This window comes from Pseudomonas sp. M5A4_2d, from assembly GCF_053345295.1.
In genome coordinates this window covers 527,796-554,791 of sequence record NZ_JBKEZW010000003.1, presented here as the reverse complement: position 1 = coordinate 554,791, position 26,996 = coordinate 527,796, and the positions used below count along the sequence as shown (strand labels likewise).

Below are 26,996 nucleotides of genomic sequence, written 5' to 3'. Positions count from 1 at the left end.
AACATGGCATTTTTCAAGGACGAATCAAGCAATGCGCATTTCTGCTTTTCTCCCAGTCACCTGCCTGATGGCGGGCTGCACTTTCCAGCCGGACCGCTCTGCGCCGGTCATCCTTGCCAAAACACCTACCTGCTGGCCCGACACGTTTGATGGTGAGGCGCTGGGCAAGATCGCGCGTTTTTTCAGAAAATTCTGATCGCCGACATATCGTAGTCAACGTACATAACAGTCCCTCCCGCTGGTTCATCTGCTGCAACCACGGACCTCTCACCCTAGGAGCACCCTGTGAAAACACTGTCCAAAATCCTGCTGTCGGGCGTTGCCGCCGCAGCGCTGCTGACCGTGGCCGGTTGCGCCACGGAGAGCAATCGCGCGATGCCGGTGGAACAAGTCGCCAGCGCCAGCGTGGCCTATTCCGGCGTACGTGTACCGATTGCCGTGGGCAAGTTCGATAACCGTTCCAGCTACATGCGCGGCATCTTCTCCGACGGCGTTGACCGCCTCGGTGGCCAGGCCAAGACCATCCTGATCACCCACTTGCAGCAGACCAACCGCTTCAGCGTGCTGGACCGCGACAACATGGGCGAAATTTCCCAGGAAGCCGCGATCAAAGGCACCATCCAGAAGCTGAAGGGCGCTGACTATGTGGTGACCGGCGACGTGACCGAGTTCGGCCGCAAAGAGACCGGCGACCGCCAGCTGTTCGGCATTCTCGGCCGTGGCAAAACCCAGGTGGCTTACGCCAAGGTCGCGCTGAATATCGTCAACATCAGCACGTCCGAAGTGGTGTATTCCACCCAGGGTGCCGGTGAGTACGCCCTGTCCAACCGTGAAATCGTCGGCTTCGGCGGCACCGCCAGCTACGACTCCACCCTCAATGGCAAGGTCCTGGACCTGGCCATGCGCGAAGCAATCAACCGCCTCGTCGACGGCATCAATGCCGGCGCCTGGAACCCGCGCAACTGATCAGCAGCACCTCAAGGAGCAGTACAAGGATGAGCAAGGCAGTTAAGTTGGCGCTGATGCTGACAGCAACCGCAACGGTCGCCGGGTGCCAGACGGCCCCCCAACCCCTGTATCAATGGGAAAGCTACCAGGCAGAGGTTTACGAGTACTTCAAGGGCGAGCCCAAGGAAGCACAGGTGGAAGCATTGGAGCGCGATCTGCAAAAGATCAACGCCAGTGGCCGCAAGGCGCCGCCGGGTTACCACGCGCACCTGGGCATGCTGTACCTGAGCATGGGCAAGGATGACCAGATGGTGCAGGAGTTTCGCACCGAGAAGGCACTGTTCCCCGAGTCGGCTTCGTACATGGACTTTCTGCTGAAAAACGCCAAAACCGGAGTCGCTGCCAAATGAGCCTGTTAAAACTCACCGGCGCCTTGCTCGCCCTGGCTTTGCTCGGCGGCTGCGCGGCGCCCAAGACCATTGATTACACGGCGTATAAACAGGCCCGGCCGAAGTCGATCCTGGTACTGCCGCCGATCAATGAATCGCCGGAAGTGCAGGCGTCCTACAGCCTGGTTTCGCAGGTTACCTATCCGTTGGCCGAAGCGGGCTACTACGTGTTGCCGATTGCCCTGGTGGACGAAACCTTCCGCCAGAACGGCCTGACCACCGCCAACGATATCCAGGGCGTGGCACCGGCCAAGCTGCATGACATTTTTGGTGCGGATGCGGCGTTGTACATCACCGTCAGCGAGTACGGCACCAAGTACATGCTGATCTCCAGCGACACCTCCGTGACGGCCTCGGCCAAGCTGGTAGACCTGCGCACCGGCACCACCTTGTGGACCGGTTCGGCACGTGCTTCCAGCGAGGAAGGCAACAACAACGGCGGCGGCCTGGTGGGCATGCTGATCTCGGCGGCGGTCAAGCAGGTGATCAACAGCTCTACCGATGCCGCGCACCCGATTGCCGGTATCGCCAGTGTGCGTTTGCTGTCGGCCGGGCAGCGTACGGGGATTTTGTATGGTCCGCGTAATCCCAAGTACGGTACCGACTGAGTCACCGGTGTGAGAAAAACCCGGCCATTACGGATGGCCGGGTTTTTTTATGCCTGTTTCTGCGGCTCTTTGCGGTGCTGCTGGATCAGCTCTGCGCGTGTCGCGGCACCTCTTGAGGTGTGGCTATTGCCCACCTGGCCGATGATCGAACCGTAGTGCAGCGCGATGATTTCGCCGGTGTCGGCGGAAATCAGCGGGGAACCGGACGTGCCCGGTATTTTGTAGGCGTCATGATAGAAGGCGCTTTGGGCGCCGCTGTCGGTGCTCCGCCCCAAAAGCGTGGTGGGCTTGCCTTCGGCGTTCAGGAAAGAAATACCGAGCCCTTGTTGGCCGTGGTTGGGCATAAAGATTTTTTGTCCGGCTTGGGCCTGCGGGTTATCGGCCAGTTTGAGTGGCGGGAATTGCTTGGCCAGCGTGTTGATCTGCGCCTGGGGCAGGTCGACCCGCAACTCGGCGTAATCCAAGTGTGCGTCGCTGCTGATAGCGCGGCTGTCCAGCGGCACCTTGCGTTCAACGCGCATGCGGCCGCTCTCATCTTCGGTGTAACCCAACCACAGTTCGAGCTTGCTGCCTTTGGCGAGTGCGTCGTGCACATGTTTGTTGGTCAATACGCTGGCGCCTGTGTCGATCAGTGAGCCGGTGCCCAAGGTGTTGTAATGAACCCGGTCGTAGCCCCATGAGTCGCGCACCACGGTCACCTCGCGAATGCTGCCCACCGCTTTGGCAGAGGTATACATGGGGGAGTTCTTGAGCGACTCACTGGACCAGTTCTGCAGGGAAAAGGGTGCGCGCTGCGGGGCGTTGGTTTTGCCTGTGGGCCCAGGGAGAGTGGGCAATGTTGAGGTGGCTGGCGGTGCTGGTGGCACCGAGCGGTGGACTGTTGAGCCGTTGACGATCACATCGCTGGCTTTGATTTTACCGCTGCTCCTGATGAACAGGTCGGCGTTGCCGTTGCCGTTCAAGTCGATGGACAGGCTGCTTTCCCGGGTGCTGGGGTTGTAGCCCAACACCGCTTCGCCCGCCCGGCCGCTAAAGCGTGCCACGAAGCGCAGGCTATCGACACGTGCCCCGCGCAATGCCCCGGACACATCGATCTTGTCCAGCCCGCTGCTGAAGTCGGTAAGCAGGTCGGAACGATCCTGGGTCGAGTCGCTGGCCTTGTCGTAGACAAACGTATCTGCCCCGGCTCCGCCGGTCAGGCGGTCGGCTCCTGCGCCACCTTTCAGGCGATTGTTCGCAGCGTTACCCGTCAACTGGTCATCTCCCGAGCCGCCGATGGCGTTCTCGATGGTCACGCCATTGGCGATGGAGACGTTGCCTTGCATGCCGCCGACATCAGAAAAGTGCTGGGCGTTGAGGTTGATGCGCTGGTTTTGGTGGAAGCCGGAAAAGTCCAGGGTGTCATTGCCGCCGCCGTCCCACACGCAGAATACGGGGGCATCATTTGAGGACCGGAGGCTGAACGCTTCGCGCCCGGCGTTGGCGTTGAAGCCGTAGGTTGTGTCGGTGTTGCGGGTTTTGTAATTGGCGCCATACAGTTTTTGCACGGCCGTGATGTCGTCCATCATTGGGGTGCTGGGGTAGTAGGTGCGCTGGTGCTTGGCGAAGTCATGGCCGAGATTGCCTTCCCACCAGTAGCTCATGATGCTGTAGGCGCGGGTGTCTTCGGCATACTTGGCATGGGTGGCGTAACTGGCACCGGCGCCATTGTAATTACCGGGATGCAGCAGGCCCAGGGTATGCCCGATTTCATGGTTCATGAGCCATTGCCCGAAATGGTCCTGGCTGGGTGGCCTTTCCTTGCCATCGGAAGCGATCCAGACCTGCGTGCCGTCGCTGTAGATGCCGGGGTAGGTGGCTTCTCCGGAAAAACTGAGTTGGGGATCGTTGCCTAATAACATCTTCCCTTCGGCGTTGGAGGCGTTTTGCGCAAAGGTGACATTGGCCACATCTGACCAATGCTGCATCGCACGGCTGGCGTCGTTTTTCTGGTCGGCGGTAAATGCATTGGCCCCCTTGGGCGAATTGAACGTTGCTGTCGACGGGGTAAAAAACTGGTAGGAAATGTGCGTAATACCGTCACGATTGAGGTCCTTCCAGCGGTAGCCCATTCGGGTGATTTGTGCTGCGGCCTGGTCTGTGTTGTAGGATTTCTTTTTATTGCCCGGGCTTGAAAGAGTGCTGGCCGGTTGGCTGTTCGGCTCGGCGGCCTGCGCATTCGAAAAAGCAGACGTGATAAGGGGCGGGTTTATTCTGACCATGGATTTTTACCTTCTGTCAGTCGCTGACGCTATCTACGAAGTCAGGCACTGCTTCAGACGTGAACGCTCAAGCAGCGCCTTTACCTGAAAGGTTATCTGGGGGTAATAAGGCCGGTGATATCGTGAGGCCTGATCAACTGGGTACTCTTCACCAGAAAGTCGGTTTGGCCATTTCCGGTAAGATCAATGGCCACAAAGTACCGCTGGCTATACGGGTTGAACCTCACCAAGGTGTCGCCCGCGCGCCCTGTGTAGGCGTTTACCAGTCGCAACTGAGTGCGGGTTTCTTTGCTCAAGCCCGTGAGGTCGATCTTGTCTCTGCCACTGACAAAATCGAGAATCAGGTCGGCCTTGGCCACGGTTGAGTCGCTCGCCTTGTCGTAGACAAAAACGTCCGCGCCACCGCCGCCTTTCAGAGTGTCTGCGCCGCCACCGCCCTTTAGCCGGTTGTTCGTGTTGTTGCCGATCAACGTGTCGTCATGGGCACCGCCAATGGCATTTTCGATGGTCACGCCTTTGGCGATGGAGACATTGCCTGTCATTCCGCCCACATCAGAGAGCGCTTCGGCGCTCAAGTTGAGGGTCTGCTTCTGGTCGAAGCCGGAACAGTCCAGCGTATCGTTGCCACCACCGTCCCATATGCAAAAGACCGGCGCGTCCCGTGACGACGTGAGGCTGTAATAGTCGCGATCGGTATTGGAGTTGAAGCCGTAAACGGTATTATCGCTCCGGGTCTTGTAGTTGGGGCCGTAGAGCGCCTGCACTGCCGCAATACCATGCAGCATCGGTGCAGCCGGATAGTGGGTCCATTCGCCGTTTTTCGAGAAGTTTTGACCGCTCCTGATCTCGGGGTTGTAACTCATCAGGCTGTAGGCTTGAGTGTCTTCAAGATAATGGCGCGCGGCGGGTTGTTGGCTGTAGTCCCCTGGATGATCCAGGCCCAGCGTATGACCAATTTCATGTGCCATGACCTGCCGGTCGTAGCGATCAGTGCTGGGTTGAGCGTGCCCTTTGTCCAGCCATGCCTCGCCACCTTTCTTGACGTTCCTGGGAAGCGGCAGGGACGCATAGGACTCGCCGTCACCTGCGTAAAGACCCAGGGTCAGTCGGCCTTCGGTACTGGAGCCGTTTTCCGAAAACGTGATGCGAGCAACGTCGGCCCAGGCTTGCATGGACATACGCGCCAGTTTCTTTTGTGCCTCACTTAATTCACTGGCCTCCTTGGGGACATTGCTGACCGCGCGCGGATTGCCGGGCGTGAAAAACGCGTAGGCAATATCAACGACGCCGTCGCGGTTGCGGTCTTGCCATTTAAACCCTCTTTCATGACTGGTACGCAGCAGTTGCCGGGCGGCTTGATCGGTGGTGTAGGACGCCAAGGCGGGGGCCTTTATGACATCGGGTGGTTGATTGGCGTGTACAACTGCACGTACCGGGTAAGACGGTTGACTAACTGGCAACATCTACTTGAATCCTTTTAATAGGCAAAGTGAAGCGTGAGCTTTAAGGCTCATGGGTGAGTGGAGTTGTTCAGGGGTTAATGTATTTAAAGGGGGCTGGTTTACCAGGCGCGTGAAAATGCGTTGGCCCGAACTGTGGTGCGTGTAGTTAAACCGATGATGTCTTCAGGTTTTATTATTTGAGTGCTTTTGACTAGAAAGTCTGTTCGACGATTACCCGTCACGTCCACGCCCACGAAGTATCGACCGCTGTGCGCGTTAAACCTGACCAGGGTGTCGCCAATTCGCCCTGTGTAGTGCTCGACAAGTTGAAGGGGTGTGCCGATGTTCTTTATCAAACCGGTGAGATTGATCTTGTCTTTGCCACTGACAAAATCGTTGATCAGATCAGCATTGTGATAGGTCGAGTCGCTGGCTTTTTCGTATGTGTGTGTACTCGAACGGTGGTGCGTGGGGGGAGTCAATGTGGAACGATTGCTTGGTGTCGCCGGCTGCTTATCCAGGGTTATGGTACTTGTGGACGCGATGATGTCCCCCGGTTTGACTTGCCCGTGGGCTCGGATCAGCAGGTCGGGTTTGCCGTCGCCTGTCATATCGATAGCCACGCTGGCGCTGCCACTTTGCTCGTTATAGGTGAGTACGGTCTCACCCGCTTTGCCGGTCATTTCGCTGACAAATGCCAGGCTGGCGACATTGGCGTGTTTCATAGCCGCGGACACATCGATTCTGTCGGTGCCACTGATGAAATCCATGAGGACGTCCGGGTTATCCGGCGTGGAATCGCTGGCCCTGTTGTAAACGAAGGTGTCTGCGCCGCCACCACCCCGCAGCCGGTCACCGCCTGCGCCGCCGGTGAGCCGATTGCCGGCGTCGTTACCGATCAGAGCGTCGTTGCCTGAACCGCCGATGGCATTTTCCAGGGTGACGCCCCGGGCGATGGAAACGTTGCCCTTGAGCCCGCCGACATCCGAGAACGAGCCGGCCTTCAGATTGATGGTCTGGTTTGCCGCGTAGCCAGAGACGTCCAGGGTGTCGATGCCACCGCCGTCCCAGATGCAGAACACCGCAGCGTCCCGGTTGGAGTTCAGGGTGTAGTAGTCCCGCTGGCTGTTGGAATTGAAGCCGTAGGTGGTGTTGTCCTGACGGATTTGACGATTGGCGCCATACAGTTTCTGGATCGCGGAAATGTCATCCATCATCGGAGCCGCAGGCGAGGTCCTGCCGTGGTTTTTGCCACTTTTTTCCGCGCCGAAATAGCTCATGACGGTATGGGCTTTCGAATCCTGCGCGTGATTCCATTGGCTTGCGGTCATGCTGCCATTGTAGTTGCCGCCATGTGACAGCCCCAGGGCGTGACCTGTTTCGTGAATCAAGTCGTTGGGGTTTACCCGCCTGGGGTTGTAAAGGGTCGAGCCTCCATCGGGATGGTTGCTTGGGTAATAGCCGACAGCGGTGGACACGCTATTTGATATACCAAATGACATTCTCCCCTCTGTTCGAGGCCCGTTTTCCTCGAAGACAAGATTGGACACATCGCTCCACGACTGCATGGCACGCCGCGCCTGCGCTTTCTGGCGCTCATCGAACTGTCCGAAACCCGTATTGAACGAGTAGGAAACAGAGGTTTTGCCGTCACCATTTCGGTCAACCCACTGGGTGTTTTCCCGCGTGAGGTTGTCGCTGGCCTGGCGTGCATCGAAAGAGCGTTTATTCAAGCTGGCCACATACGGGTCGTCGGGCCGCAATGTTGGGTCTTTGCCGTCCCAATTGCGCGTGGTGGGTGTGTCGGGTGTCGTGGGGTTGGTTGTAGGAGTTGGATCCAACGGGCGTCGTATGACGGGTTGAATAAATGGCCTTACGAAAGGATGCCGAAGGAAGGGCTGCACGAGTGGACGGAAGATCGGGTGGTTGAAAATCTGTTGAGTAAAGGGTCGAAGGATCGGCCCCAAGAAGTTTTCAGCGTAATTCGGTTGTTGCAGTAGAGGTGGCCTGAAGTCGATTCGCATGAGAACAATCCATTTTTTGTTGTGAGATGGATTCCTTTTTTATATGGAAAGTGCATGTCCGTTTGCTGGAAATACCTTCGCACTCTATAAATGAATTGCCAATGGGGTATATGTTTCTTGAGTGTGTTGGCTGTTCAGTGCGTCATGCTTTGTAATGGGGGTTGTGTTTATTATTTTTTAAACTCTGTGTGTGTGGCGCTGATTTTGAAAGCGTTGCTCATGGGTGTGAAAGCGTACATTTCAATTATGTTTAATATGTCTTCTTTGGTAATACAGAAATTTTTACAGTGTGAACGTTTTTGTTAAAGCATTTAGCGGTCAGCCAGTAGAACATCTTATTTAAGTGCTTCTATTCTCGAAGTTTCCCACAGGCTGGATGTTTTTTTGGACTTAGCCTTGCTGAATAAATGACAGCTCTCTGTGCTGTGATCTGACAACGGGCTTAGCGTGCACTGGGGGAGAGTGCTTGGCGAAGAAACTTCGAGCCTTAACCCGAACCCAGGGTGCTTTGCGTCTGAACCTATGAACGGACTATTCACTGTTGAGGTTCAGCGCCATGTCACAGGCTCCTTTATTACTGCGTCCCATCGGCTGCAGCATTGTCGTTACCGTGCTGGCGGCGCTCGTCGGCTGCGGGCTGTCATCGTCTCGAGAGGCTGCCAAGCCTGTCGCAGAAACGCCCGCAGCGCCTAGCCCTGAGGGGGCCTTGGCCAAGCGGGCGGCGGCCCCTGTGTTGATGGCCGCGCAAAGGGTCATGCATGACTCGGTGGTGTTGGCGTACCGGGACGCGCCTCGAGAGCAATACCAGAACCTGCCCGATAACCCGGTCTACAGCGTTGCACAAACCCCGGTGTCGACGTTCAGTGCAGACGTCGACACCGGCAGTTACGCCAACGTGAGGCGCTTCCTCAACCAAGGTAGCCTGCCGCCTGACGGCGCTGTGCGTCTGGAGGAAATGGTCAACTACTTCCCTTACAACTATGCACTGCCCACCGACGGCTCGCCCTTTGGCGTAACCACCGAAGTCGCCACGACGCCGTGGAACCCGCACACCCGATTGTTGCGCGTCGGCATCAAGGCGTCTGATCGCGCGGTGGCGGATCTGGCGCCGGCCAACCTGGTGTTTCTGGTGGATGTCTCCGGCTCCATGGATCGCCGCGAAGGTTTGCCACTGGTGAAAAGCACGCTGAAGCTGCTGGTGGATCAGCTGCGTGATCAGGACCGTGTGTCGCTGGTGGTCTATGCCGGTGAATCCCGTGTGGTCCTCGAACCGACCTCCGGCCGCGAAAAAACCACGATCCGCAACGCCATCGACCAACTCTCGGCGGGTGGTTCCACGGCGGGCGCATCCGGCATCGAACTGGCCTACCAGATGGCGCGCGCAGGTTTTATCGACAAGGGCATCAACCGCATCCTGCTGGCCACCGACGGTGACTTCAATGTGGGCATCAGCGACTTCGACAGCCTTAAGCAAATGGCCGTCGAACAGCGCAAAAGTGGTGTCTCCCTGACCACCCTGGGCTTTGGTGTGGATAACTACAACGAGCACCTGATGGAGCAATTGGCTGACGCAGGCGATGGCAACTATGCCTACATCGACAACCTGCGCGAAGCGCGCAAGGTGCTGGTGGATCAACTCGGCTCGACCCTGGCGGTGGTGGCGCGGGATGTGAAACTACAGGTGGAATTCAACCCGTCCCAAATCAGTGAGTACCGGCTGCTGGGCTACGAAAACCGTGCCTTGAAGCGCGAGGATTTTAACAACGACAAGGTCGACGCTGGTGAGATCGGCGCAGGGCATACGGTGACTGCGTTGTACGAAATTGTGCCGAAGGGCGAGCAGGGCTGGTTGGAGCCATTGCGTTACGCCACGGCCCCTGCGGTTGAAAACACGTCCGCTGAGTTGGCGCTGTTGCGCGTGCGCTACAAGCCTGCGGCAGGCGGTGCCAGCCAGTTGATTGAGCGGCCCATCCGCAACCAAACCACCCAGGCCAGCGACGATTTGCGCTTCGCCGCCGCCGTGGCCGCCTTCGCCCAACAGCTCAAGGGTGATGGCCGCTACACTGGCAGCATGCGTTTGGAGGACACCGCCGCACTGGCCCGCTCGGCGCGAGGGGATGACCCGTTCGGGCTGCGCAACGAGTTCGTGCAACTGGTGGAGTTGGCGCAGAGTCTCAAACACTGATCTTGGGCCCAATGAAGCGCCAGTGTGGGAGCCCGACTCCCACCATTGAAGGTTTTAACGTCTCAAAAGGAGTTCGCCACTTAACATGGTCGTTTCAGACGATTCACCCAGCGACGAATCGCTGCTGGCCCGTTACCGAACCGGTGACGCTGCTGCGTTCGAGGTCTTGTACGCGCGGCACCGCCAAGGTTTGTACCGGTTCCTTGTATCACTGAGCAACAAGGCCGAACTGGCTGAAGAGGTGTACCAGGAAACCTGGCTCAGCCTGATCCGCAGCAGCACCCAGCCACAAGGCCGAGCGAGCTTTCGTACATGGCTGTTCCAGATTGCCCGCAACCGCCTGATTGATCATTGGCGCAAGCACGGCGTGCACAACCCGTTGCACGACAGCTACGATGAGCAACTGCACGCCCAGGCCGACGACAGCGCCGGCCCTGAGCAGCAACTGAGCCTGAGCCGCGATCAGGCGCGCCTCGACGCCGCGTTGCAAGACTTGCCCGAAGACCAGCGCGAAGTCTTCCTGCTGCGCCTGCACGGCGACCTCGAAGTGCCGCAAATCGCCGCGCTCACCGGCGCCCCGCTGGAAACCGTAAAAAGCCGCCTGCGTTACGCCCAGCAGAAACTGCGCCGCCTGCTGGCCGAGGAGATACCCGCATGACTGACTCCCGACACCCCGAGGATTGCGACGACGTGTTGCTCCAGCACTTTCGTCAACACACCGCCGGCGAACCGCCTGCGTCCCTCGACGCCTTCATCCTCAACGCCGCCCGCCGTGAAGCCCCGGCACCGCAGCCGAGCCTGTGGCAACGCTGGCTGCACGCCTGCCAACGCCCGCGCTGGCAAATGGCATTTGCGACCGTCGCCGGTGTGGCACTGATGATCGGCGTGGTGATGCGCTCGCCCGTGCCACAACAGGAGGTGGCCACAACGACGTTCTCCGCGCCCCACCCAGAAGCAGCGCGCCCGGCGCCGCAAGCGTTTTCGGCCCCCGCGCCCGCGCCTATGGCCCGCATGGCCGCCGCACCGCCGGTTCAGGCTGAGGTCGCCGGCTCGATGGCCGATGCGCCGGCAGTGAAACTGAGCAAACGCGCGCCGGTAGCGTTGCCTTCGTTGGAGGAGGGGTTGCAGGAGATTGTGAACCTGCGCCTGGCCGGAGCAACCAGAGCGGCGGATGAGAAGCTGCTGGCGCTGCATGAACGCTTCCCCGAGGAAGACTTGCCGGCGCGGTTGGAGGCGTTGCAGAAACATTAAATCGCCGCTCACAAAAAAGCCCCAGGTCTTTCGACCTGGGGCTTTTTCATGCGTATCTGGTGCACCCGGCGGGATTCGAACCCACGACCCCTGCCTTCGGAGGGCAGTACTCTATCCAGCTGAGCTACGGATGCTTGTGCGGGCGACATCATACCCATGTCGACCTTGGGCGTCCATGCCGGTCTTTGGCCGTTTATGGGTAGGAATTTGCTGCACCGAGGCCCTGCGCCGGGAACCAGTGATCAATGCGTTGGAACCTGGCTGAATGACGCTGATCAGAAAGATTCGGCAAATGCGCCGTTTTCGTTCTTTTTTTCGAACAGACTATTGCCCTGTACCCCCATTGATCCTAGGATTCGTTTGAGATTTCAAACGCTCTGTCTCCCGTGCGCTTTTTCATTATTCCCGCGCGCTGGGGCTGATTTCCCTGACGGCAGCCCACAAGGCGCCTTTCAACAACTCTAATTCGCTCCGCGTGCGCGCGGTGCTGTTAAGGAAAGCCGACATGCAGCTCAAAGATACCCAGTTGTTCCGCCAACAAGCCTTTATCGATGGCGCTTGGGTCGATGCGGACAACGGTCAAACCATCAAGGTTAACAACCCTGCCACGGGCGAAATTCTCGGCACCGTGCCGAAGATGGGCGCCGCCGAAACTCGCCGCGCCATCGAAGCCGCCGACAAGGCCCTGCCGGCCTGGCGTGCACTCACCGCCAAAGACCGCGCCAACAAGCTGCGTCGTTGGTTTGAGCTGATCATCGAGAACCAGGAAGACCTGGCCCGCCTCATGACCCTGGAACAGGGTAAGCCGCTGGCCGAAGCCAAAGGCGAAATCGTCTACGCGGCCTCGTTCATCGAGTGGTTCGCCGAAGAAGCCAAGCGCGTCTACGGTGATGTCATTCCCGGCCACCAGCCGGATAAGCGCCTGATCGTAATCAAGCAGCCGATCGGCGTTACCGCCGCCATCACGCCGTGGAACTTCCCGGCCGCGATGATCACCCGCAAAGCCGGCCCGGCCCTGGCCGCCGGTTGCACCATGGTGCTCAAGCCTGCGTCGCAAACCCCGTTTTCGGCGTTCGCCCTGGCTGAACTGGCCCAGCGTGCCGGCATCCCTAAAGGCGTGTTCAGCGTGGTCTCCGGCAGCGCCGGCGATATCGGCAGCGAGCTGACCAGCAACCCGATCGTGCGTAAATTGTCCTTCACTGGCTCCACCGAAATCGGTCGCCAGCTGATGGCCGAGTGCGCCAAGGACATCAAGAAAGTCTCCCTGGAACTGGGCGGTAACGCGCCGTTCATCGTGTTCGACGACGCGGACCTGGATAAGGCCGTCGAAGGCGCGATCATTTCCAAGTACCGCAACAACGGCCAGACGTGCGTCTGCGCCAACCGCCTGTACATCCAGGATTCGGTGTACGACGCGTTCGCCGAAAAACTCAAGGTGGCCGTGGCCAAACTCAAGATCGGCAACGGTCTGGAAGAAGGCACCACCACTGGCCCGCTGATCGACGAAAAAGCCGTGGCCAAGGTTCAGGAGCACATTGCTGATGCCCTGAGCAAAGGCGCCAAGCTGCTGGCCGGTGGCAAGGTGATGGAAGGCAACTTCTTCGAACCGACTATTCTGGTGAATGTGCCGAAAGACGCGGCTGTGGCCAAGGAAGAAACCTTCGGTCCACTGGCACCGCTGTTCCGCTTCAAAGACGAAGCTGAAGTGATCGCGATGTCCAACGACACCGAGTTCGGCCTGGCGTCCTACTTCTATGCTCGCGACCTGGGCCGTGTGTTCCGTGTGGCTGAAGCCCTGGAATACGGCATGGTCGGCGTCAACACCGGGTTGATCTCCAACGAAGTGGCGCCGTTCGGCGGCATCAAGGCTTCGGGCCTGGGCCGTGAAGGCTCCAAGTACGGGATCGAGGATTACCTGGAAATCAAATACCTCTGCCTGGGCATCTAAGCGCTGTAAGGGATAGCCCGGCAAGAGATTGCAGTAAACGCAGAGGGCACGAGAGCGCTGACCCTTTGCGTGTTTCAAGACGTTATTCGTAGTGGCCGGGAAAGCTGTGGCAGTCGATCATCGCATGCTGCCGTAGTTGCCTCCCCGCCACGTATTCCTTGGACCCCGCCACCCGATGAGTGGCGAATGAGGACTTTATGAGCAAGACCAACGCCTCCCTGATGAAACGCCGCGAAGCCGCTGTACCACGCGGTGTTGGCCAGATTCACCCGATCTTCGCCGAGTCGGCAAAGAACGCCACCGTGACCGACGTTGAAGGTCGCGAGTTCATCGACTTCGCCGGCGGTATCGCCGTGCTGAACACCGGCCACGTGCACCCGAAAATCATCGCCGCCGTGACCGCGCAGTTGAACAAACTGACTCACACCTGCTTCCAGGTACTGGCCTACGAGCCTTACGTGGAACTGTGCGAAAAAGTCAACGCCAAGGTGCCTGGCGATTTCGCCAAGAAAACCCTGCTGGTCACCACCGGTTCCGAAGCCGTTGAAAACGCCGTGAAAATCGCCCGTGCCGCCACTGGCCGTGCCGGCGTGATCGCCTTCACCGGCGCCTACCACGGCCGCACCATGATGACCCTGGGCCTGACCGGTAAAGTCGTGCCTTACTCGGCCGGCATGGGCTTGATGCCCGGCGGTGTGTTCCGTGCGCTGTTCCCGAACGAACTGCACGGTGTGAGCGACGATGATTCCATCGCCAGCATCGAACGCATCTTCAAAAACGATGCCGAGCCGCGTGATATCGCGGCCATCATCATCGAGCCGGTGCAGGGCGAAGGCGGTTTCTACGTCGCGCCTAAGTCGTTCATGAAGCGCCTGCGCGAACTGTGCGACAAGCACGGCATCCTGCTGATCGCCGACGAAGTGCAAACCGGTGCCGGCCGTACCGGTACGTTCTTCGCCATGGAACAGATGGGCGTTGCTGCCGACCTGACCACCTTCGCCAAATCCATCGCCGGTGGCTTCCCGCTGGCCGGTGTGTGCGGCAAGGCTGAATACATGGACGCCATCGCCCCAGGTGGCCTGGGCGGCACTTATGCCGGTAGCCCGATCGCTTGCGCTGCTGCTTTGGCGGTGATGGAAGTGTTCGAAGAAGAGCACCTGCTGGACCGCTGCAAGGCTGTCGGCGAGCGCTTGGTGACCGGCCTCAAAGCCATTCAAGCCAAGTACCCGGTGATCGGTGAAGTGCGTGCCCTCGGCGCGATGATCGCGGTGGAGCTGTTCGTAGACGGCGACAGCCACAAGCCGAACGCCGCTGCTGTTGCCTCCGTGGTCGCCAAGGCGCGCGACAAGGGCCTGATCCTGCTGTCCTGCGGTACCTACGGCAACGTGTTGCGCGTACTGGTCCCGCTGACCTCGCCGGACGAGCAGTTGGACAAAGGCTTGGCGATCATCGAAGAGTGCTTCTCCGAGCTGTAAGCGGACCCTGACCTGATCGACAGAAAAAACCCGCCTCGGCGGGTTTTTTTGTGCCGGGTGCAGCACATTCAGGCCTTGTTCATTGTACGTAGGCAGCGTGATTGTCTAAGGTGCAGGCATTGCCGATGGAGCGTGCTGGATGACTGCTGTTGATTTACCGGCTGTACCCCGAGTGTTGATTGCCGAGGCGGACCCTTGGTCGCGGGATCTGCTCAAGCAAGTGTTGTTGAATGTGCGCTGCGACGCACGGCTGGATGTGTGTGCCGATGGGCAGCAAGCCGCCACGCTGCTGCAAGAAAAAGCCTACGACCTGATCCTGGCGGATTGGGAGCTGCCGGGCATCGATGGCCTGAGCCTGCTGCGCAACGTGCGCCAGAAGCGCCGCTCGCCCGCGCTGCCGTTTATTCTGCTGAGCAGTCGCAATGACAGTGCCAGCGTGCGTGAAGCCTTGCCCCTGGCGCCGACGGCGTACCTGACCAAACCCCTGAATATGGAAGGCCTGACCCAGCGGCTGCAAGACCTGCTGCTTAATGAAGGCGAAAGCGTGTATTGCGAAATTCCACCGCTGGCGCCGGGCGTGACTTTGCCGGTGTTCCTGGAGCGTCGCCGCGACGCCTGCGATGGCGCGCCGTTGCGGGTCGACGTGAAGGCTGCCGTGCAACAGAGCCTCGGGCCGGATGGCCTGGACCTCCAGCGCCTGGAAGACCGGGTGCGCCTGGACCCGCAAATCACCGCCGTGCTCATCGCCGCGGCCAACAGCGCCGGGCATCATGGCTCGCCGGTACAACACCTGCCGGGCGCGCTGCACAAGCTGGTGCCCGGGCAGAGCATGAACCTGATCCTGGGCCTGACCCTCAAGCACAACGTGGTATTGGGCGATCCGGCGCTAATGGACTACGCCGAGCGCCACTGGCAATTGTCCCAGGCCACTGCCGACTATGCCCGCCGCCTCGCGCGCATGCTGGATCTGGACCACGAGCGCTGTTACAGCGCCGCTATCCTGCATCGGCTGGGGGACTTGGCGCTGTTGCGCTGCCTGGAAGATTGGCGCCTGGGCGGTGGTGCATTGGATGATGAAGTGATTGGCGAATCCCTGTTCACCTTTGGCGCGGCCTATGGGTCGGCGTTGCGCACGCGTTGGCGCTTGCCGTTGGAGCTGCGTCAGTTGATCGCGGCGACCTATTCACTCGAAGGCGGGGTGTATTCGCGGGAGGCGCTGGTGGTGAACCTGGCCGCGCAAATGGCGCGCCTGACCGAGCATGAGGGGCTCGAAGAACTTGCCAAAGGCAAGACTGCGCGGTTGCTGAAAGTGGGATTGTCGGAGCTGATGCGGGTGCGTAAAGCCTGACAAAAATACACTGACCCCCGCATTTTGTTCAGTGCTAGCCCGCTATCACGCGGTTTTTGCCCTGGCGCTTTGCCTCGTACATGGCGGCATCGGCCCGCGCGAACAGGCTGTCCAGGGTTGAGTCGCCTTCGCGCAGGTTGGCCAGGCCCTGGCTGACGGTCACGGTAAACGCCCGGCCCTCATAGCTGAAACCCAATGCCTGGATTTCCTTGCCCAGGCGTTCAGCCACCTGCATCGCCATCTCCGGTGCGCAACCGGGCAACACCGCGGCGAATTCTTCGCCGCCAATACGCCCGAACAGATCGCCACGGCGCAATACACCTCGACCGCTCTCGGCGATACGCCGCAAGACCTGATCGCCCTCCAGGTGGCCGTAGCTGTCGTTGACGTCTTTGAAGTCATCGATGTCCAGCAACAGGAATGCCAGCGGCGCGCCCTGGGCGCAGGCGTTGTCGAAGGCTTGATTGGCACACTCGAAAAAATGCCTGCGGTTGCTGCTCTGGGTCAGCACGTCGGTGGTGGCCAGGCGGTGCAGCTCTAACGCCATCTGCTTCTTTTCGGTGATGTCCTCGGCCATGCCGACCACGATCTTCGGCTCTCCGGGCTCGACCTGCTGGTTGATATAACATTTGTCGCTCAGCCAACGAATTTGCCCGTCGGCAGTGATGATGCGGTACTCACGGTCCTCCACGGCACCGTGCTCCAGCACGCGAGCGAGACTGTATTCGGCATATTCGAGGTCTTCAGGGTGAATGCTGTTGCGCCATTCCCGGTAATCGGCCAACAGCAAACCTGCCGAGCGGCCGAACACCCGTTCGTAGGCCGGGCTCACGTACAGCACGCGACGTGTTTCCCAATCAATGGCCCACAGCACGGCATTCACACTGACCAGCAGTGAGCTCAGCAATTGCTCGCGCTCGCTCAACCGCTCGACTTCACCCTGGGCGTGCATCAGCGCCAACAGGGTTGCCGCCGCGGCTGGGCGAGGGGGCTCAGCAGTGGGGGCGTCGGGCAGGCAGGGCTTTTCGTGGACCATCGGTGCAACTCTCTCTGGGCGCGCCGCAGGATGGAACAGCGGTCACTACAAGGTTCACCATGATGGCGAAGTGTTCTTTGAGAGAGGGTAATTGCAGTGAAGTTCCGTGATCGTGACGGATTCGTGGTGCCCGGAAAATGGCGCCAGAAAGAGGGTATGTGGGAGGGCTGGCCCTCCCACAGTGCCGTCAGACCGCTGCAGGGCGCAGCGAATAGGTCTTCAGTTGGTGGGCGAAGTCACGCAGGGACTGGATGCCACTGGCTTCGGCCTCGTGCACCCATTCCTTGATCGCCGCCAGCATATCGTGGCCATTGGAACTGGTCTTCAGCCAGATCTGCTGCAACGCCAGGCGCTTTTCGTAGATCACCGTCAATGCATGGCTGTGTTCCAGCATGCTCTGGATACGCACGTGGTGGCGGTCATCCAGCAGGCTGGTCTCACGCGACAGCAGGCGCTTGGCACGGTGGAATTGGTGGCGGACCGAATGATCGACCTTCTCCAGCTCCTGCTTGACCAGCGGGCCGATCACCAACTTGCGGTATTGGGCCATGATCTGGAAGCGGTTGTTGAGGATCGCCATGGCGGTGTCCATGTCCAGGTTGCCTTTGCCCTCCACGCGGTGCGCGATTGGCGCGACGCGCTGCACCTTGGCCAGGCGCAGGAAGCTGAACACTTTGATCCACGCCCAGCCCAGGTCGAACTCCCACTTCTTGACCGACAGCTTGGCCGAGTTCGGGTAGGTATGGTGGTTGTTGTGCAGTTCTTCGCCACCGACGATGATGCCCCATGGCACCAGGTTGGTCGCCGCGTCGCGGCATTCGAAGTTGCGGTAGCCGATGGCATGCCCCAGGCCGTTGATGACGCCGGCGGCCCAGAACGGAATCCACATCATCTGGATCGCCCAGATGGTGATGCCGATGGTGCCGAACAGCAGCAGGTCGATCACGCCCATGATCGCCACGCCCAGCAGTGGGTAAGGCGTGTAGATTTTGCGCTCGATCCAGTCGTCCGGGCAGTTCTTGCCATAGATGCGCAGGGTCTCGGGGTTTTCCGCCTCGGCGCGGTACAGCTCGGCCCCCTTGCGCAGCACGGTGGACAGGCCTTTGATGACCGGGCTGTGCGGGTCGTCGACGGTTTCACATTTGGCGTGGTGTTTGCGGTGGATAGCGGTCCACTCGCGGGTGTTCTGTGCCGTGGTCAACCACAGCCAGAAGCGGAAGAAGTGTTTCAGGCCGGCATTGAGCTCCAGGGAGCGATGGGCTGAATAGCGGTGCAGATAAACCGTGACCCCAACGATGGTCACGTGGGTCATCAACAGAGTGACTGCCACCAGTTGCCAGGCTGACAGGTCAAGAAAACCGTTGTACCACATAGGCTGTATGGCCCTCAGATAAAGTAAAAAACAGCTCACGCATTATCACTAAGCCTACAGAGAAAACCAGCCGCCCTTTCAGATAGAAGTGACTGGATGTTTCTTATTCTATAATCCGCAGCCTTTGTGGGGCGATTTTGTTTTTTTGGTAAGGATTACTGACCCTATGCTGTTTTCATACCGAGGTGCCCTGCGTGTGGGGCTGGTATATCTGCTGGTTTCGATTGTGTGGCTCCAGCTCAGCCATCATCTATTGATCGACTTTCTCGATGACCCGCGGGAGTTGGTCCGCTGGCTTCAGCTGCGCGGCTATGTGTGGGTGGCCCTCAGTGCGTTGGTTATTTACCTGATTTGCGCCCGTTTTGCCCGCGCCCACCAGTTTCAGCAACCCCTGCAGGAAAACCGCGAGCGCCTGCGCCAGGCGGCCGCCGTGTTCGATTGCACGCGCGAAGGGGTGCTGGTCACCGACGCCCAAGGGCTGATTGTGCACGTCAACCGAGCGTTCATGGAGATCACCGGCTACCGCCGCGAAGACGTCATGGGCGAGCGGCCCAGCCTGTTCAAATCCGGGCGCCATTCGTCGAATTTTTATCAGCAGATGTTCCAGGTCCTGGAGCACGAGGGTGAGTGGAGCGGTGAAATCTGGAACCGGCGTAAAAGCGGTGAGATTTATCCCCAGTGGCAAACCATCCGTGTGATCCACGATGACCAAGGCCAGGTCAGCCATCACGTCGCGGTGTTTTCCGATATCAGCGCCATCAAGGACTCCGAGCACGAACTGGCGCACCTCGCCCATCACGACCCGCTGACCGACCTGCCCAACCGCCTGCTGTTTACCGACCGCGCCGAACAGGCGCTGGCCTCGGCGCAAGTGCACAAGCGCGGCTGCGCGTTGCTGTTGATGGACCTGGACCACTTCAAGATCATCAACGACAGCCTCGGCCATAACGTCGGTGATCAGTTGCTCAAGGCGGTGGGCGAGCGGCTAAAAGGCCTGTTTGGCCCCGGCGTGACGCTGGCGCGCCTGGGTGGGGACGAGTTCGCCGTGCTGGCCGAAAGTTGTCCACAGGTGATTCAGGCTGCCGCGATGGCGCAGCGCATGCTCGATGCGATGAAAGAACCGTTCGTGTTCGATGGCAACTCGTTGTTTATCAGCGCCAGCGTCGGCATCAGCCTGTTCCCCAGCGATGCCCTGAGCGCCCAACAGTTGCTGCGCAATGCCGACTCGGCGCTGTTCAAGGCCAAGAGTGCCGGCCGGGAAGGGTATGCGTTGTACACCGAAGAGCTGACCGCCCACGCGCAGAATCGCGTGGAAGTCGCCAGCGAACTGCGCCGCGCCCTCGAGCAGCAAGAGCTGCGTGTGTATTACCAGCCTGTGCATAACCTGCAAGACAGCCGCCTGATCGGCGTTGAAGCGCTGGTGCGCTGGCAACACCCGGAGCGCGGCCTGGTGCCGCCGGGCGAATTTATCCCCATCGCCGAGCGCACCGGGCTGATTGCCGACATCGACGCATGGGTGATGGACCAGGCCTGCCGCCAGATGTGCCAGTGGTTGGCCAATGGCGCGCCGCTGAGCTTTATTGCGGTGAATGTTTCCAGCCGTCTGTTCGCCCGACGCGAGCTGTACGAGCAGGTCGCGCAAGTGCTGCATGCCACTGGCCTTGATCCGGCGTTCCTGGAGCTGGAAGTCACCGAAAGCGCGGTGATGGATGACCCCGAAGTGGCCCTTGAGCAACTGCATCGCCTGCGTGAACTGGGCTTGCGCCTGGCCATTGATGACTTCGGCACCGGCTATTCATCGCTGCTGCGCCTCAAGCGCTTGCCGGTGCAGAAGCTCAAGATCGACCAGGGTTTTGTCGCCGGTGTGCCGTGGGATGAAGACGACGCCGCCATCGTGCGCGTGGTGATCGCCCTGGCGAAAAGCATGGGCATGCAGGTGCAGGCCGAAGGCATCGAGCAGGTTGAGCAGGCGCGGTTTCTGTCGGAGCAGGAGTGCGATATGGGGCAGGGTTATTGGTTCGGGCGGCCGATGCCGGCAAATGAAATTGATTGGGAGCGTGCGCCAGCTATCAGGACTTGAAATACAGTCAAAATGTGGGAGCGGGCTTGCTCGCGAAAGCGGTCTGTCAGAAACAGGTGTATTAACTGATTCTCCGCATTCGCGAGCAAGCCCGCTCCCACCTTTGGATTTCGGCATGGCTTATTTTCAGTGTCGCACGCATAAAAAACCTCGCAACCCCACGTCCTGCCAGAAAATTCTTTCTGGTTATATAAACATTCTTAAATAGTATTTTTAAGAATATCCGCGCTTATCTACTATCGCCCTCACGCCGCAAGCAGTGCCGCCACTGCCAGGCACTATTCTTTTCAGGAGCGAGACCATGAGCGCATCTCTACGTAGCGTCGACGGCCAGGACGAAGCAGCCATTTTGCGCGAGATCCAGAGCGCTTTGCGCGACCTGCGGTTTGGCGCGGTGGAAATCACTGTGCATAACGCCCAAGTGGTACAGATCGAACGCAAAGAAAAATTCCGTTTGCAGAACCCGGGTAACAAACCGAGCTAAGCAAAAACGGCGATAGACCCGCAATTATAAGAAAAAGCCAACACCCAGAATTTCAGGAGCCTTCTATGTCGTCGATTCGCCGTTATGCCCTGGCCGCACTGGCCAGTGCCGTGTTTGCCGGTTCCGCTGTTGCCAAGGACTACGAGTTGCTGAACGTCTCGTATGACCCTACCCGTGAGCTGTACCAGGACTACAACGCTGAATTCACCAGCTTCTGGAAGAAAGAGCACCCGGGTGACAACGTCAAGATCCAGCAATCCCACGGTGGTTCCGGCAAACAAGGCCGTGCGGTGATCGACGGCCTGCGCGCCGACGTCGTGACCCTGGCCCTGGCCGGCGACATCGACGAAATCGCAAAGCTGGGCAAGACCCTGCCGGAAAACTGGCAAACCCGTTTGCCGGACGCCAGCACCCCGTACACCTCGACCATCGTGTTCCTGGTGCGCAAGGGCAACCCTAAAGGCATCAAGGACTGGGGCGACCTGATCAAGAAAGACGTTTCGGTCATTACCCCGAACCCGAAAACCTCCGGCGGTGCCCGCTGGAACTTCCTCGCCGCCTGGGCCTATGGCCTCAAAGCCGGCGGTAGCGAAGCCAAGGCCCAGGAATACGTTCAAGCGCTGTTCAAGCATGTGCCGATCCTCGACACCGGCGCTCGTGGCTCGACCATTACCTTCGTCAACAACGGTCAGGGCGACGTGTTGCTGGCCTGGGAAAATGAGGCATTCCTGGCCCTGAAAGAAGACGGTGGCGCCGACAAGTTCGACATCGTCGTGCCATCCCTGTCGATTCTTGCGGAGCCGCCGGTGGCCGTGGTTGACAAGAACGCCGAGAAAAAGGGCAATACCGAGATTGCCACTGAATACCTCAAGCACCTGTACAGCCCGGCTGGCCAGGAGATTGCGGCGAAGAACTTCTACCGCCCACGCGATGAGAAAGTCGCCGCCAAATACGCCCAGCAGTTCCCGAAACTGGACCTGGTGACTATCGACAAAGACTTCGGCGGCTGGAAAACTGCCCAACCGAAATTCTTCAATGACGGTGGCGTGTTCGACCAGATTTACACGGCGCAGTAAGCCAAAGTACCTGTAGGAGCCCGCTTCTCTCTGTGAGCTGGCTTGTGTGGGAGCCGGGCTTGCCCGCGATAGCATCACCGCAGTGTGGCTGACACACCGAGGTGGCTGCATCGCGGGCAAGCCCGGCTCCCACATAAACCAGCTCCCACAGAGGAGCGCGCTCCTACAGTGGTTTCTACCTTTTAACCAAGGACTCTTATGTCGCGTCGTATTTCCCCCGTCATACCCGGCTTCGGGCTGACGCTGGGCTACACCGTGGTGTACCTCAGCCTGATCGTACTCATCCCCCTTGCGGCGATGTTTGTGCACGCCGCTCAACTCACCTGGGATCAGTTCTGGGCCATTATTTCCGCACCACGCGTGCTGGCGGCGTTGAAACTGAGCTTCAGCACCGCGTTGTACGCCGCGCTGATCAACGGCGTAATCGGTACGCTGCTGGCCTGGGTGCTGGTGCGTTACACCTTCCCCGGCCGCAAGATCATCGATGCGATGATCGATCTGCCGTTTGCCCTGCCCACCGCCGTGGCCGGTATCGCGCTGACCGCGCTGTACACGCCGACCGGCCTGGTCGGTCAGTTCGCGGCCGACCTGGGCTTCAAGATTGCCTACAGCCCCTTGGGCATCACCCTGGCGCTGACCTTTGTCACGCTGCCCTTCGTGGTGCGTACGGTGCAGCCGGTGCTCGCCGATATCCCCCGGGAAATCGAAGAAGCCGCTGCCTGCCTGGGCGCCAAGCCATTGCAGGTGTTCCGCTACATTCTCGTGCCCGCATTGCTGCCCGCCTGGCTGACCGGCTTCGCGCTGGCGTTTGCCCGTGGCGTGGGTGAGTACGGCTCGGTGATCTTCATCGCCGGCAACATGCCGATGAAAACCGAGATCCTGCCGCTGCTGATCATGGTCAAGCTCGACCAATACGACTACCGCGGCGCCACCTCCATTGGCGTGCTGATGCTGGTGGTTTCCTTTGTCCTGCTGCTGCTGATCAACTTGTTGCAGCGGCGCATCGAACGTCCATAAGGAGGCGCGGAACATGTCCCAATCGTCTATTTCCGCCGCGTCCTCGGCCAACGCTGCCCGTCGTGGCAGCGCGGTGTCCCGGCGCATCCTGATCAGCCTGGGCTGGCTGGTGTTCTTCCTGTTCCTGCTGCTGCCGCTGTTTATCGTGGTGTCCCAGGGCTTGAAGAACGGCCTCGGCGCATTCTTCACCGCAATCCTTGAACCCGACGCGCTGTCGGCGCTGAAGCTCACGGTGATCGCCGTGGTAATTTCGGTGCCGCTCAACGTTGTATTCGGGGTCAGCGCCGCCTGGTGCGTGAGCAAGTACTCGTTCCGTGGCAAGAGCATCCTGGTCACGCTGATCGACCTGCCGTTCTCGGTGTCGCCGGTGATTGCGGGCCTGGTCTATGTGCTGATGTTCGGCGCCCAGGGCTTCTTCGGCCCGTGGCTGCAGGATCATGACATCCAGATCGTGTTCGCCTTGCCGGGCATTGTGCTGGCGACCATTTTCGTGACGGTGCCGTTCGTGGCCCGTGAACTGATCCCGCTGATGCAGGAGCAGGGCACCCAGGAAGAAGAGGCCGCGCGCCTGCTCGGTGCGAATGGCTGGCAGATGTTCTGGCATGTGACCGTACCGAACATCAAATGGGGCCTGATCTACGGCGTGGTGCTGTGTACTGCGCGGGCCATGGGTGAGTTCGGCGCGGTGTCGGTGGTGTCCGGCCACATTCGCGGCGTCACCAACACCCTGCCGCTGCACGTCGAGATCCTCTACAACGAATACAACCATGTCGCCGCGTTTGCCGTCGCGAGCCTGTTGCTGATCCTGGCGCTCTTCATCCTGCTGCTCAAGCAGTGGAGCGAGAACCGTATCAACCGCCTGCGCAAAAGCGCCGGTGAGGAATAAGTCATGTCGATTGAAGTCCGTAATGTCAGCAAGAATTTCAACGCCTTCAAGGCCCTGAACAGCATCAATCTGGACATCCAGAGTGGCGAGCTGGTGGCGTTGCTGGGCCCGTCCGGCTGCGGCAAGACCACCTTGCTGCGCATCATCGCCGGGCTGGAAACCCCGGATGACGGCAGCATTGTGTTCCACGGTGAAGACGTGTCCGGCCATGACGTGCGGGATCGCAACGTCGGTTTTGTGTTCCAGCACTACGCGTTGTTCCGCCACATGACAGTGTTCGACAACGTCGCCTTCGGCCTGCGCATGAAGCCGAAAAACCAGCGCCCGAGCGAAAGCCAGATCGCGGTCAAGGTTCACGAACTGCTGAACATGGTGCAGCTCGATTGGTTGTCTGATCGCTATCCGGAGCAACTCTCCGGTGGCCAGCGCCAGCGTATCGCCCTGGCCCGTGCGCTGGCGGTGGAGCCCAAAGTCTTGCTGCTGGACGAACCGTTCGGCGCCCTCGACGCCAAGGTCCGTAAAGAACTGCGCCGCTGGCTGGCGCGCCTGCACGAAGACATCAACCTGACGTCGGTGTTTGTGACGCACGACCAGGAAGAGGCGATGGAAGTCGCCGACCGTATCGTGGTGATGAACAAGGGCGTGATCGAGCAGATCGGCTCACCGGGCGACGTCTACGAAAACCCGGCCAGCGATTTTGTGTACCACTTCCTCGGCGACTCCAACCGCCTGCACCTGGGTGAGGACAAGCACGTGCTGTTCCGCCCGCACGAAGTGTCGCTGTCGCGCCATGAGCTGGAAGACCACCATGCGGCTGAAGTGCGCGATATTCGTCCGCTGGGTGCGACTACACGGGTGACGTTGAAGGTGGAAGGCCAGAGCGAGCTGATTGAAGCTGAAGTGGTGAAAGACCACGACAGCCTCACCGGCCTGGCCCGTGGCGAGACGCTGTTCTTCAAACCCAAGGTCTGGCAAAAAGCCTAAGCCTACTGCAATACCCATGTGGGAGCGGGCTTGCTCGCGAATGCAGAGTGTCAGTCAACAGATATACCGACTGATACGCCGCTTTCGCGAGCAAGCCCGCTCCCACATTTAGACCTTGCTCGGCTTTAGATCACGGCGTTCCACCGGCCCAGACCGCTGCTCTATCTGCTGCTTCAGCTCATCCCGCAACCCCACCATAAACGCCAGCTCCGCCACCACAAACAATGGCCCGACGATCAGCCCCGACACGTCATCCACAAACGCCGGCTTCTTGCCTTCGTAATAGTGGCCGACAAACTGAATCACCCAGCCCACCACAAACATCCCGATGCCGCTGCTGAGCCAGACCATCGTGCTCTGTGCGGCCAGCACGTGCCCGGCCCACACCGACAAGCCCATCAACACCGTCATCAGCACGCCCAGCGCGAGCTCCAGACGCAGGTAAAACCACGCTGAAAACAGCGCAAGCATGACGGCAGGCGAGAGCCAGAGCCCGCCCACTGACCCTTCGGGGCGTGACAGCAGCACGGCGACCGCCACGACAATCAGTGGAATGCCGATGAAGTGGCTGGCGATATTGCGGGGGTCGCGATGGTAGGCGGCGTATTGACTGAGATGGTCGACGAGGCTTTTCATTATTGTTCCTCCTGTAGGATGTTTGATCATGCCCTGTCAGCCGGCGACTGACTGTCAGCTGGGCGACAATCTTCGGAGTTGTCATGGACACAGAGAAATGGCACGCGCAGTTGGCCACGGGCCATTGGTTCAGCCACCTGCCGGGTTCTTTTCAGCATAGCCTGCTAGCCCATGCCCGGCAGCGGCAGCTGGCGGCGGGGCAATACCTGTTCAAACGCGGCGACCCGCCGTGTGGCCTGTACGCGGTGCTCGACGGCACGCTGCGCATCAGCGCCGTGAATGAGCACGGCAAGGAAGCGGTATTGAGCCAGGTCGAGCTGCCTTACTGGTTCGGCGAAATCTGCCTGTTCGACGGCCTGCCGCGTACCCATGACGCCTGCGCGGTCGGGCCGTGCACGCTGTTGCAGGTGCCGCAACGGGCGCTGCTGAACATCCTGGATGAAACCCCGCAATACTGGCGCGACCTCGCCTTGCTGATGAGCCAGAAACTGCGCCTGAGTTTCATTGGCCTCGAACACCTCAGCCTGATGCCTGCTTCCGTTCGATTGGCCCACCGCTTATTGATGATTGTTGAGGGTTACGGTGATATCCAACCCTCCAGACGCAGTGTGCAACTGCCCCAGGAAGACCTGGCGGCGATGTTGAGCCTGTCGCGCCAGACCACCAACGCTTTGCTCAAGGACCTGCAAGCCCAGGGCATCGTGCGCCTGGGCTATGGCGAGATCGAAATCCTTGATGCCCAGCGACTGCGTGAGGCGGCGCACACGCCAGGGTGTTAGCCTGCAAGCCTGATTAATCGAGGTGTGTTATGCGTGTGCTGTTAGTGGAACATGAATCCGAAGAAGCACAGCGGATGGCCCAGGGCTTGAACGAAGCGGGCTACACCGTGGAGGTCGCAGCCAATGGCATGGCGGCGTTGCGTTTCGTGGAAAGCACCGAGTACGACCTGGTCATTCTGGATGTGATGCTGCCGGGCCTGAATGCCTGGAAGTTGCAGCAGGCGATTCGGTTGAAGGGCGAGACGCCGATGTTGTTCTTGACCACGCCGGGCGGGATTGAAGACCGACTGCGTGGCCTGGAACTGCATGAAGATGATTATTTGCTCAAACCGTTCGATGCCAAGGCGTTGGTGGCGCGGGTAAGGAAGTTATTGCGCCGTGATCGTGGGCGCTGACTGATCCAGTTAATGGGTTGCCGGGGCTATCGCCATCGCGGGCAAGCCCGCTCCCACATTTGGCTGGGTTCACACATCAAAATGTGGGAGGGGGCTTGCTCCCGAAGGGGCCCTCACAGTCACCAAAATCTCCCTGCCGCCATCGCAGGCAAGCCAGCTCCCACATTTGACTGGGTTCACACATCAAAGTGTGGGAGGGGGCTTGCTCCCGAAGGGGCCCTCACAGTCACCCAAAATCTCCCTACCGCCATCACAGGCAAGCCAGCTCCCACATTTGACTGGGTTCACACATCAAAATGTGGGAGGGGGCTT

The 26,996-nt window shown here is 59.7% G+C and carries 24 protein-coding genes and 1 tRNA gene; 18 read left to right on the top strand and 7 right to left on the bottom strand.

What is annotated here, in order from left to right:
• Window positions 1–31: 31 nt before the first annotated feature.
• The 4 genes from ACLBW8_RS13005 (at window position 32) to ACLBW8_RS12990 (ending at window position 2,005) form a co-directional block, all read left to right on the top strand.
• Window positions 32–196, top strand: a complete 165-nt coding sequence (locus ACLBW8_RS13005; RefSeq protein ID WP_156526242.1) for a hypothetical protein — start codon at window positions 32–34, stop codon at window positions 194–196.
• Window positions 197–285: 89 nt separating this feature from the next.
• Entirely contained in the window at window positions 286–966 is a 681-nt protein-coding gene (locus tag ACLBW8_RS13000; protein WP_064450131.1) for a CsgG/HfaB family protein, read from the top strand.
• A gap of 29 nt (window positions 967–995) precedes the next feature.
• Window positions 996–1,358 carry a DUF4810 domain-containing protein gene (locus ACLBW8_RS12995; protein WP_447805515.1) on the top strand — a complete coding sequence of 121 codons (363 nt, stop codon included), beginning with the start codon at window positions 996–998 and terminating at the stop codon, window positions 1,356–1,358.
• Window positions 1,355–2,005: a DUF799 domain-containing protein gene (locus tag ACLBW8_RS12990; RefSeq protein ID WP_447805514.1), complete on the top strand. Its 651-nt coding sequence runs from the start codon at window positions 1,355–1,357 to the stop codon at window positions 2,003–2,005. Before ACLBW8_RS12995 ends, ACLBW8_RS12990 begins: the two co-directional genes overlap by 4 nt.
• Window positions 2,006–2,052: 47 nt before the next feature.
• Here the strand turns inward: ACLBW8_RS12990 and ACLBW8_RS12985 are convergent, their stop codons facing one another.
• From ACLBW8_RS12985 to ACLBW8_RS12975, 3 genes are all read right to left on the bottom strand, one after another.
• Complete coding sequence (locus ACLBW8_RS12985; RefSeq protein ID WP_447805513.1) at window positions 2,053–4,266, bottom strand: M10 family metallopeptidase C-terminal domain-containing protein; 2,214 nt, start codon at window positions 4,264–4,266, stop codon at window positions 2,053–2,055.
• Between the two features lie 92 nt (window positions 4,267–4,358).
• Window positions 4,359–5,645: a M10 family metallopeptidase C-terminal domain-containing protein gene (locus tag ACLBW8_RS12980; protein ID WP_447805512.1), complete on the bottom strand. Its 1,287-nt coding sequence runs from the start codon at window positions 5,643–5,645 to the stop codon at window positions 4,359–4,361.
• Window positions 5,646–5,827: 182 nt separating this feature from the next.
• On the bottom strand, window positions 5,828–7,732 hold the full coding sequence (locus ACLBW8_RS12975; RefSeq protein WP_447805511.1) for a M10 family metallopeptidase C-terminal domain-containing protein: 1,905 nt from the start codon (window positions 7,730–7,732) through the stop codon (window positions 5,828–5,830).
• Window positions 7,733–8,288: 556 nt separating this feature from the next.
• Here ACLBW8_RS12975 and ACLBW8_RS12970 point away from each other — a divergent pair.
• From ACLBW8_RS12970 to ACLBW8_RS12960, 3 genes are all read left to right on the top strand, one after another.
• Window positions 8,289–9,917 carry a vWA domain-containing protein gene (locus ACLBW8_RS12970; RefSeq protein ID WP_447805510.1) on the top strand — a complete coding sequence of 543 codons (1,629 nt, stop codon included), beginning with the start codon at window positions 8,289–8,291 and terminating at the stop codon, window positions 9,915–9,917.
• Window positions 9,918–10,002: 85 nt separating this feature from the next.
• On the top strand, window positions 10,003–10,575 hold the full coding sequence (locus tag ACLBW8_RS12965; protein ID WP_064450138.1) for an RNA polymerase sigma factor: 573 nt from the start codon (window positions 10,003–10,005) through the stop codon (window positions 10,573–10,575).
• Complete coding sequence (locus ACLBW8_RS12960; protein WP_447805509.1) at window positions 10,572–11,168, top strand: hypothetical protein; 597 nt, start codon at window positions 10,572–10,574, stop codon at window positions 11,166–11,168. The genes ACLBW8_RS12965 and ACLBW8_RS12960 overlap by 4 nt, the downstream gene beginning before the upstream one ends.
• A 57-nt stretch (window positions 11,169–11,225) precedes the next feature.
• On the opposite strand, the gene ACLBW8_RS12955 is transcribed toward ACLBW8_RS12960, so the two are convergent.
• Window positions 11,226–11,302: transfer RNA gene (locus ACLBW8_RS12955), tRNA-Arg, on the bottom strand.
• A 371-nt stretch (window positions 11,303–11,673) separates the two neighbouring features.
• Between ACLBW8_RS12955 and gabD the strand changes: the two genes are divergently transcribed.
• The 3 genes from gabD (at window position 11,674) to ACLBW8_RS12940 (ending at window position 15,939) form a co-directional block, all read left to right on the top strand.
• A complete protein-coding gene (gene gabD, locus ACLBW8_RS12950; protein WP_064450140.1) occupies window positions 11,674–13,116 on the top strand; it encodes an NADP-dependent succinate-semialdehyde dehydrogenase in 1,443 nt (480 codons plus the stop codon).
• A gap of 197 nt (window positions 13,117–13,313) precedes the next feature.
• Window positions 13,314–14,591, top strand: a complete 1,278-nt coding sequence (gabT, locus tag ACLBW8_RS12945) for a 4-aminobutyrate--2-oxoglutarate transaminase (protein ID WP_064450141.1) — start codon at window positions 13,314–13,316, stop codon at window positions 14,589–14,591.
• A gap of 139 nt (window positions 14,592–14,730) precedes the next feature.
• On the top strand, window positions 14,731–15,939 hold the full coding sequence (locus tag ACLBW8_RS12940; protein WP_447805508.1) for an HDOD domain-containing protein: 1,209 nt from the start codon (window positions 14,731–14,733) through the stop codon (window positions 15,937–15,939).
• 34 nt (window positions 15,940–15,973) lie between these two features.
• Here the strand turns inward: ACLBW8_RS12940 and ACLBW8_RS12935 are convergent, their stop codons facing one another.
• Window positions 15,974–16,975, bottom strand: a complete 1,002-nt coding sequence (locus tag ACLBW8_RS12935; protein WP_221293630.1) for a sensor domain-containing diguanylate cyclase — start codon at window positions 16,973–16,975, stop codon at window positions 15,974–15,976.
• A gap of 187 nt (window positions 16,976–17,162) precedes the next feature.
• Complete coding sequence (desA, locus tag ACLBW8_RS12930) at window positions 17,163–18,347, bottom strand: delta-9 fatty acid desaturase DesA (protein WP_064450144.1); 1,185 nt, start codon at window positions 18,345–18,347, stop codon at window positions 17,163–17,165.
• 166 nt (window positions 18,348–18,513) lie between these two features.
• Between desA and dibA the strand changes: the two genes are divergently transcribed.
• From dibA to ACLBW8_RS12900, 6 genes are all read left to right on the top strand, one after another.
• Complete coding sequence (gene dibA, locus ACLBW8_RS12925) at window positions 18,514–20,427, top strand: phosphodiesterase DibA (RefSeq protein ID WP_447805507.1); 1,914 nt, start codon at window positions 18,514–18,516, stop codon at window positions 20,425–20,427.
• A 301-nt stretch (window positions 20,428–20,728) separates the two neighbouring features.
• Entirely contained in the window at window positions 20,729–20,911 is a 183-nt protein-coding gene (gene oscA / locus ACLBW8_RS12920) for a sulfur starvation response protein OscA (protein ID WP_003170956.1), read from the top strand.
• A gap of 65 nt (window positions 20,912–20,976) precedes the next feature.
• Window positions 20,977–21,987, top strand: a complete 1,011-nt coding sequence (locus ACLBW8_RS12915; RefSeq protein ID WP_128589380.1) for a sulfate ABC transporter substrate-binding protein — start codon at window positions 20,977–20,979, stop codon at window positions 21,985–21,987.
• 198 nt (window positions 21,988–22,185) lie between these two features.
• On the top strand, window positions 22,186–23,004 hold the full coding sequence (cysT, locus tag ACLBW8_RS12910) for a sulfate ABC transporter permease subunit CysT (RefSeq protein WP_064450147.1): 819 nt from the start codon (window positions 22,186–22,188) through the stop codon (window positions 23,002–23,004).
• Between the two features lie 13 nt (window positions 23,005–23,017).
• Window positions 23,018–23,890: a sulfate ABC transporter permease subunit CysW gene (gene cysW / locus ACLBW8_RS12905; RefSeq protein WP_003218139.1), complete on the top strand. Its 873-nt coding sequence runs from the start codon at window positions 23,018–23,020 to the stop codon at window positions 23,888–23,890.
• A gap of 3 nt (window positions 23,891–23,893) precedes the next feature.
• Window positions 23,894–24,874, top strand: coding sequence for a sulfate/molybdate ABC transporter ATP-binding protein (locus tag ACLBW8_RS12900; RefSeq protein WP_034101869.1), 981 nt, complete (start codon window positions 23,894–23,896; stop codon window positions 24,872–24,874).
• Between the two features lie 108 nt (window positions 24,875–24,982).
• Here ACLBW8_RS12900 and ACLBW8_RS12895 read toward each other — a convergent pair whose 3' ends face one another.
• The gene (locus ACLBW8_RS12895) at window positions 24,983–25,510 is read right to left on the bottom strand and encodes an Mpo1 family 2-hydroxy fatty acid dioxygenase (RefSeq protein WP_447805506.1); all 528 of its coding nucleotides are present in this window, start codon (window positions 25,508–25,510) and stop codon (window positions 24,983–24,985) included.
• Window positions 25,511–25,593: 83 nt separating this feature from the next.
• Between ACLBW8_RS12895 and ACLBW8_RS12890 the strand changes: the two genes are divergently transcribed.
• Both ACLBW8_RS12890 and ACLBW8_RS12885 read left to right on the top strand, forming a co-directional pair.
• The gene (locus tag ACLBW8_RS12890) at window positions 25,594–26,289 is read left to right on the top strand and encodes a Crp/Fnr family transcriptional regulator (protein WP_447805505.1); all 696 of its coding nucleotides are present in this window, start codon (window positions 25,594–25,596) and stop codon (window positions 26,287–26,289) included.
• 29 nt (window positions 26,290–26,318) lie between these two features.
• On the top strand, window positions 26,319–26,684 hold the full coding sequence (locus tag ACLBW8_RS12885) for a response regulator (protein ID WP_064450150.1): 366 nt from the start codon (window positions 26,319–26,321) through the stop codon (window positions 26,682–26,684).
• Window positions 26,685–26,996: the final 312 nt, after the last annotated feature.

What these genes read in the sequence shown, in the direction of transcription:
- ACLBW8_RS12940 (WP_447805508.1), top strand. Translation starts at nt 14,731, where the DNA reads ATGACTGCTGTTGATTTACCGGCTGTACCCCGAGTGTTGATTGCCGAG.
- ACLBW8_RS13005 (WP_156526242.1), top strand. Translation starts at nt 32, where the DNA reads ATGCGCATTTCTGCTTTTCTCCCAGTCACCTGCCTGATGGCGGGCTGC.
- ACLBW8_RS12890 (WP_447805505.1), top strand. Translation starts at nt 25,594, where the DNA reads ATGGACACAGAGAAATGGCACGCGCAGTTGGCCACGGGCCATTGGTTC.
- oscA (WP_003170956.1), top strand. Translation starts at nt 20,729, where the DNA reads ATGAGCGCATCTCTACGTAGCGTCGACGGCCAGGACGAAGCAGCCATT.
- ACLBW8_RS12985 (WP_447805513.1), bottom strand. Translation starts at nt 4,266, where the DNA reads ATGGTCAGAATAAACCCGCCCCTTATCACGTCTGCTTTTTCGAATGCG.
- cysW (WP_003218139.1), top strand. Translation starts at nt 23,018, where the DNA reads ATGTCCCAATCGTCTATTTCCGCCGCGTCCTCGGCCAACGCTGCCCGT.
- ACLBW8_RS12970 (WP_447805510.1), top strand. Translation starts at nt 8,289, where the DNA reads ATGTCACAGGCTCCTTTATTACTGCGTCCCATCGGCTGCAGCATTGTC.
- ACLBW8_RS12935 (WP_221293630.1), bottom strand. Translation starts at nt 16,975, where the DNA reads ATGGTCCACGAAAAGCCCTGCCTGCCCGACGCCCCCACTGCTGAGCCC.
- ACLBW8_RS12965 (WP_064450138.1), top strand. Translation starts at nt 10,003, where the DNA reads ATGGTCGTTTCAGACGATTCACCCAGCGACGAATCGCTGCTGGCCCGT.
- gabD (WP_064450140.1), top strand. Translation starts at nt 11,674, where the DNA reads ATGCAGCTCAAAGATACCCAGTTGTTCCGCCAACAAGCCTTTATCGAT.
- ACLBW8_RS12960 (WP_447805509.1), top strand. Translation starts at nt 10,572, where the DNA reads ATGACTGACTCCCGACACCCCGAGGATTGCGACGACGTGTTGCTCCAG.
- gabT (WP_064450141.1), top strand. Translation starts at nt 13,314, where the DNA reads ATGAGCAAGACCAACGCCTCCCTGATGAAACGCCGCGAAGCCGCTGTA.
- ACLBW8_RS12885 (WP_064450150.1), top strand. Translation starts at nt 26,319, where the DNA reads ATGCGTGTGCTGTTAGTGGAACATGAATCCGAAGAAGCACAGCGGATG.
- ACLBW8_RS12915 (WP_128589380.1), top strand. Translation starts at nt 20,977, where the DNA reads ATGTCGTCGATTCGCCGTTATGCCCTGGCCGCACTGGCCAGTGCCGTG.
- ACLBW8_RS12990 (WP_447805514.1), top strand. Translation starts at nt 1,355, where the DNA reads ATGAGCCTGTTAAAACTCACCGGCGCCTTGCTCGCCCTGGCTTTGCTC.
- cysT (WP_064450147.1), top strand. Translation starts at nt 22,186, where the DNA reads ATGTCGCGTCGTATTTCCCCCGTCATACCCGGCTTCGGGCTGACGCTG.
- ACLBW8_RS12895 (WP_447805506.1), bottom strand. Translation starts at nt 25,510, where the DNA reads ATGAAAAGCCTCGTCGACCATCTCAGTCAATACGCCGCCTACCATCGC.
- desA (WP_064450144.1), bottom strand. Translation starts at nt 18,347, where the DNA reads ATGTGGTACAACGGTTTTCTTGACCTGTCAGCCTGGCAACTGGTGGCA.
- ACLBW8_RS12900 (WP_034101869.1), top strand. Translation starts at nt 23,894, where the DNA reads ATGTCGATTGAAGTCCGTAATGTCAGCAAGAATTTCAACGCCTTCAAG.
- ACLBW8_RS12995 (WP_447805515.1), top strand. Translation starts at nt 996, where the DNA reads ATGAGCAAGGCAGTTAAGTTGGCGCTGATGCTGACAGCAACCGCAACG.
- ACLBW8_RS12975 (WP_447805511.1), bottom strand. Translation starts at nt 7,732, where the DNA reads ATGCGAATCGACTTCAGGCCACCTCTACTGCAACAACCGAATTACGCT.
- dibA (WP_447805507.1), top strand. Translation starts at nt 18,514, where the DNA reads ATGCTGTTTTCATACCGAGGTGCCCTGCGTGTGGGGCTGGTATATCTG.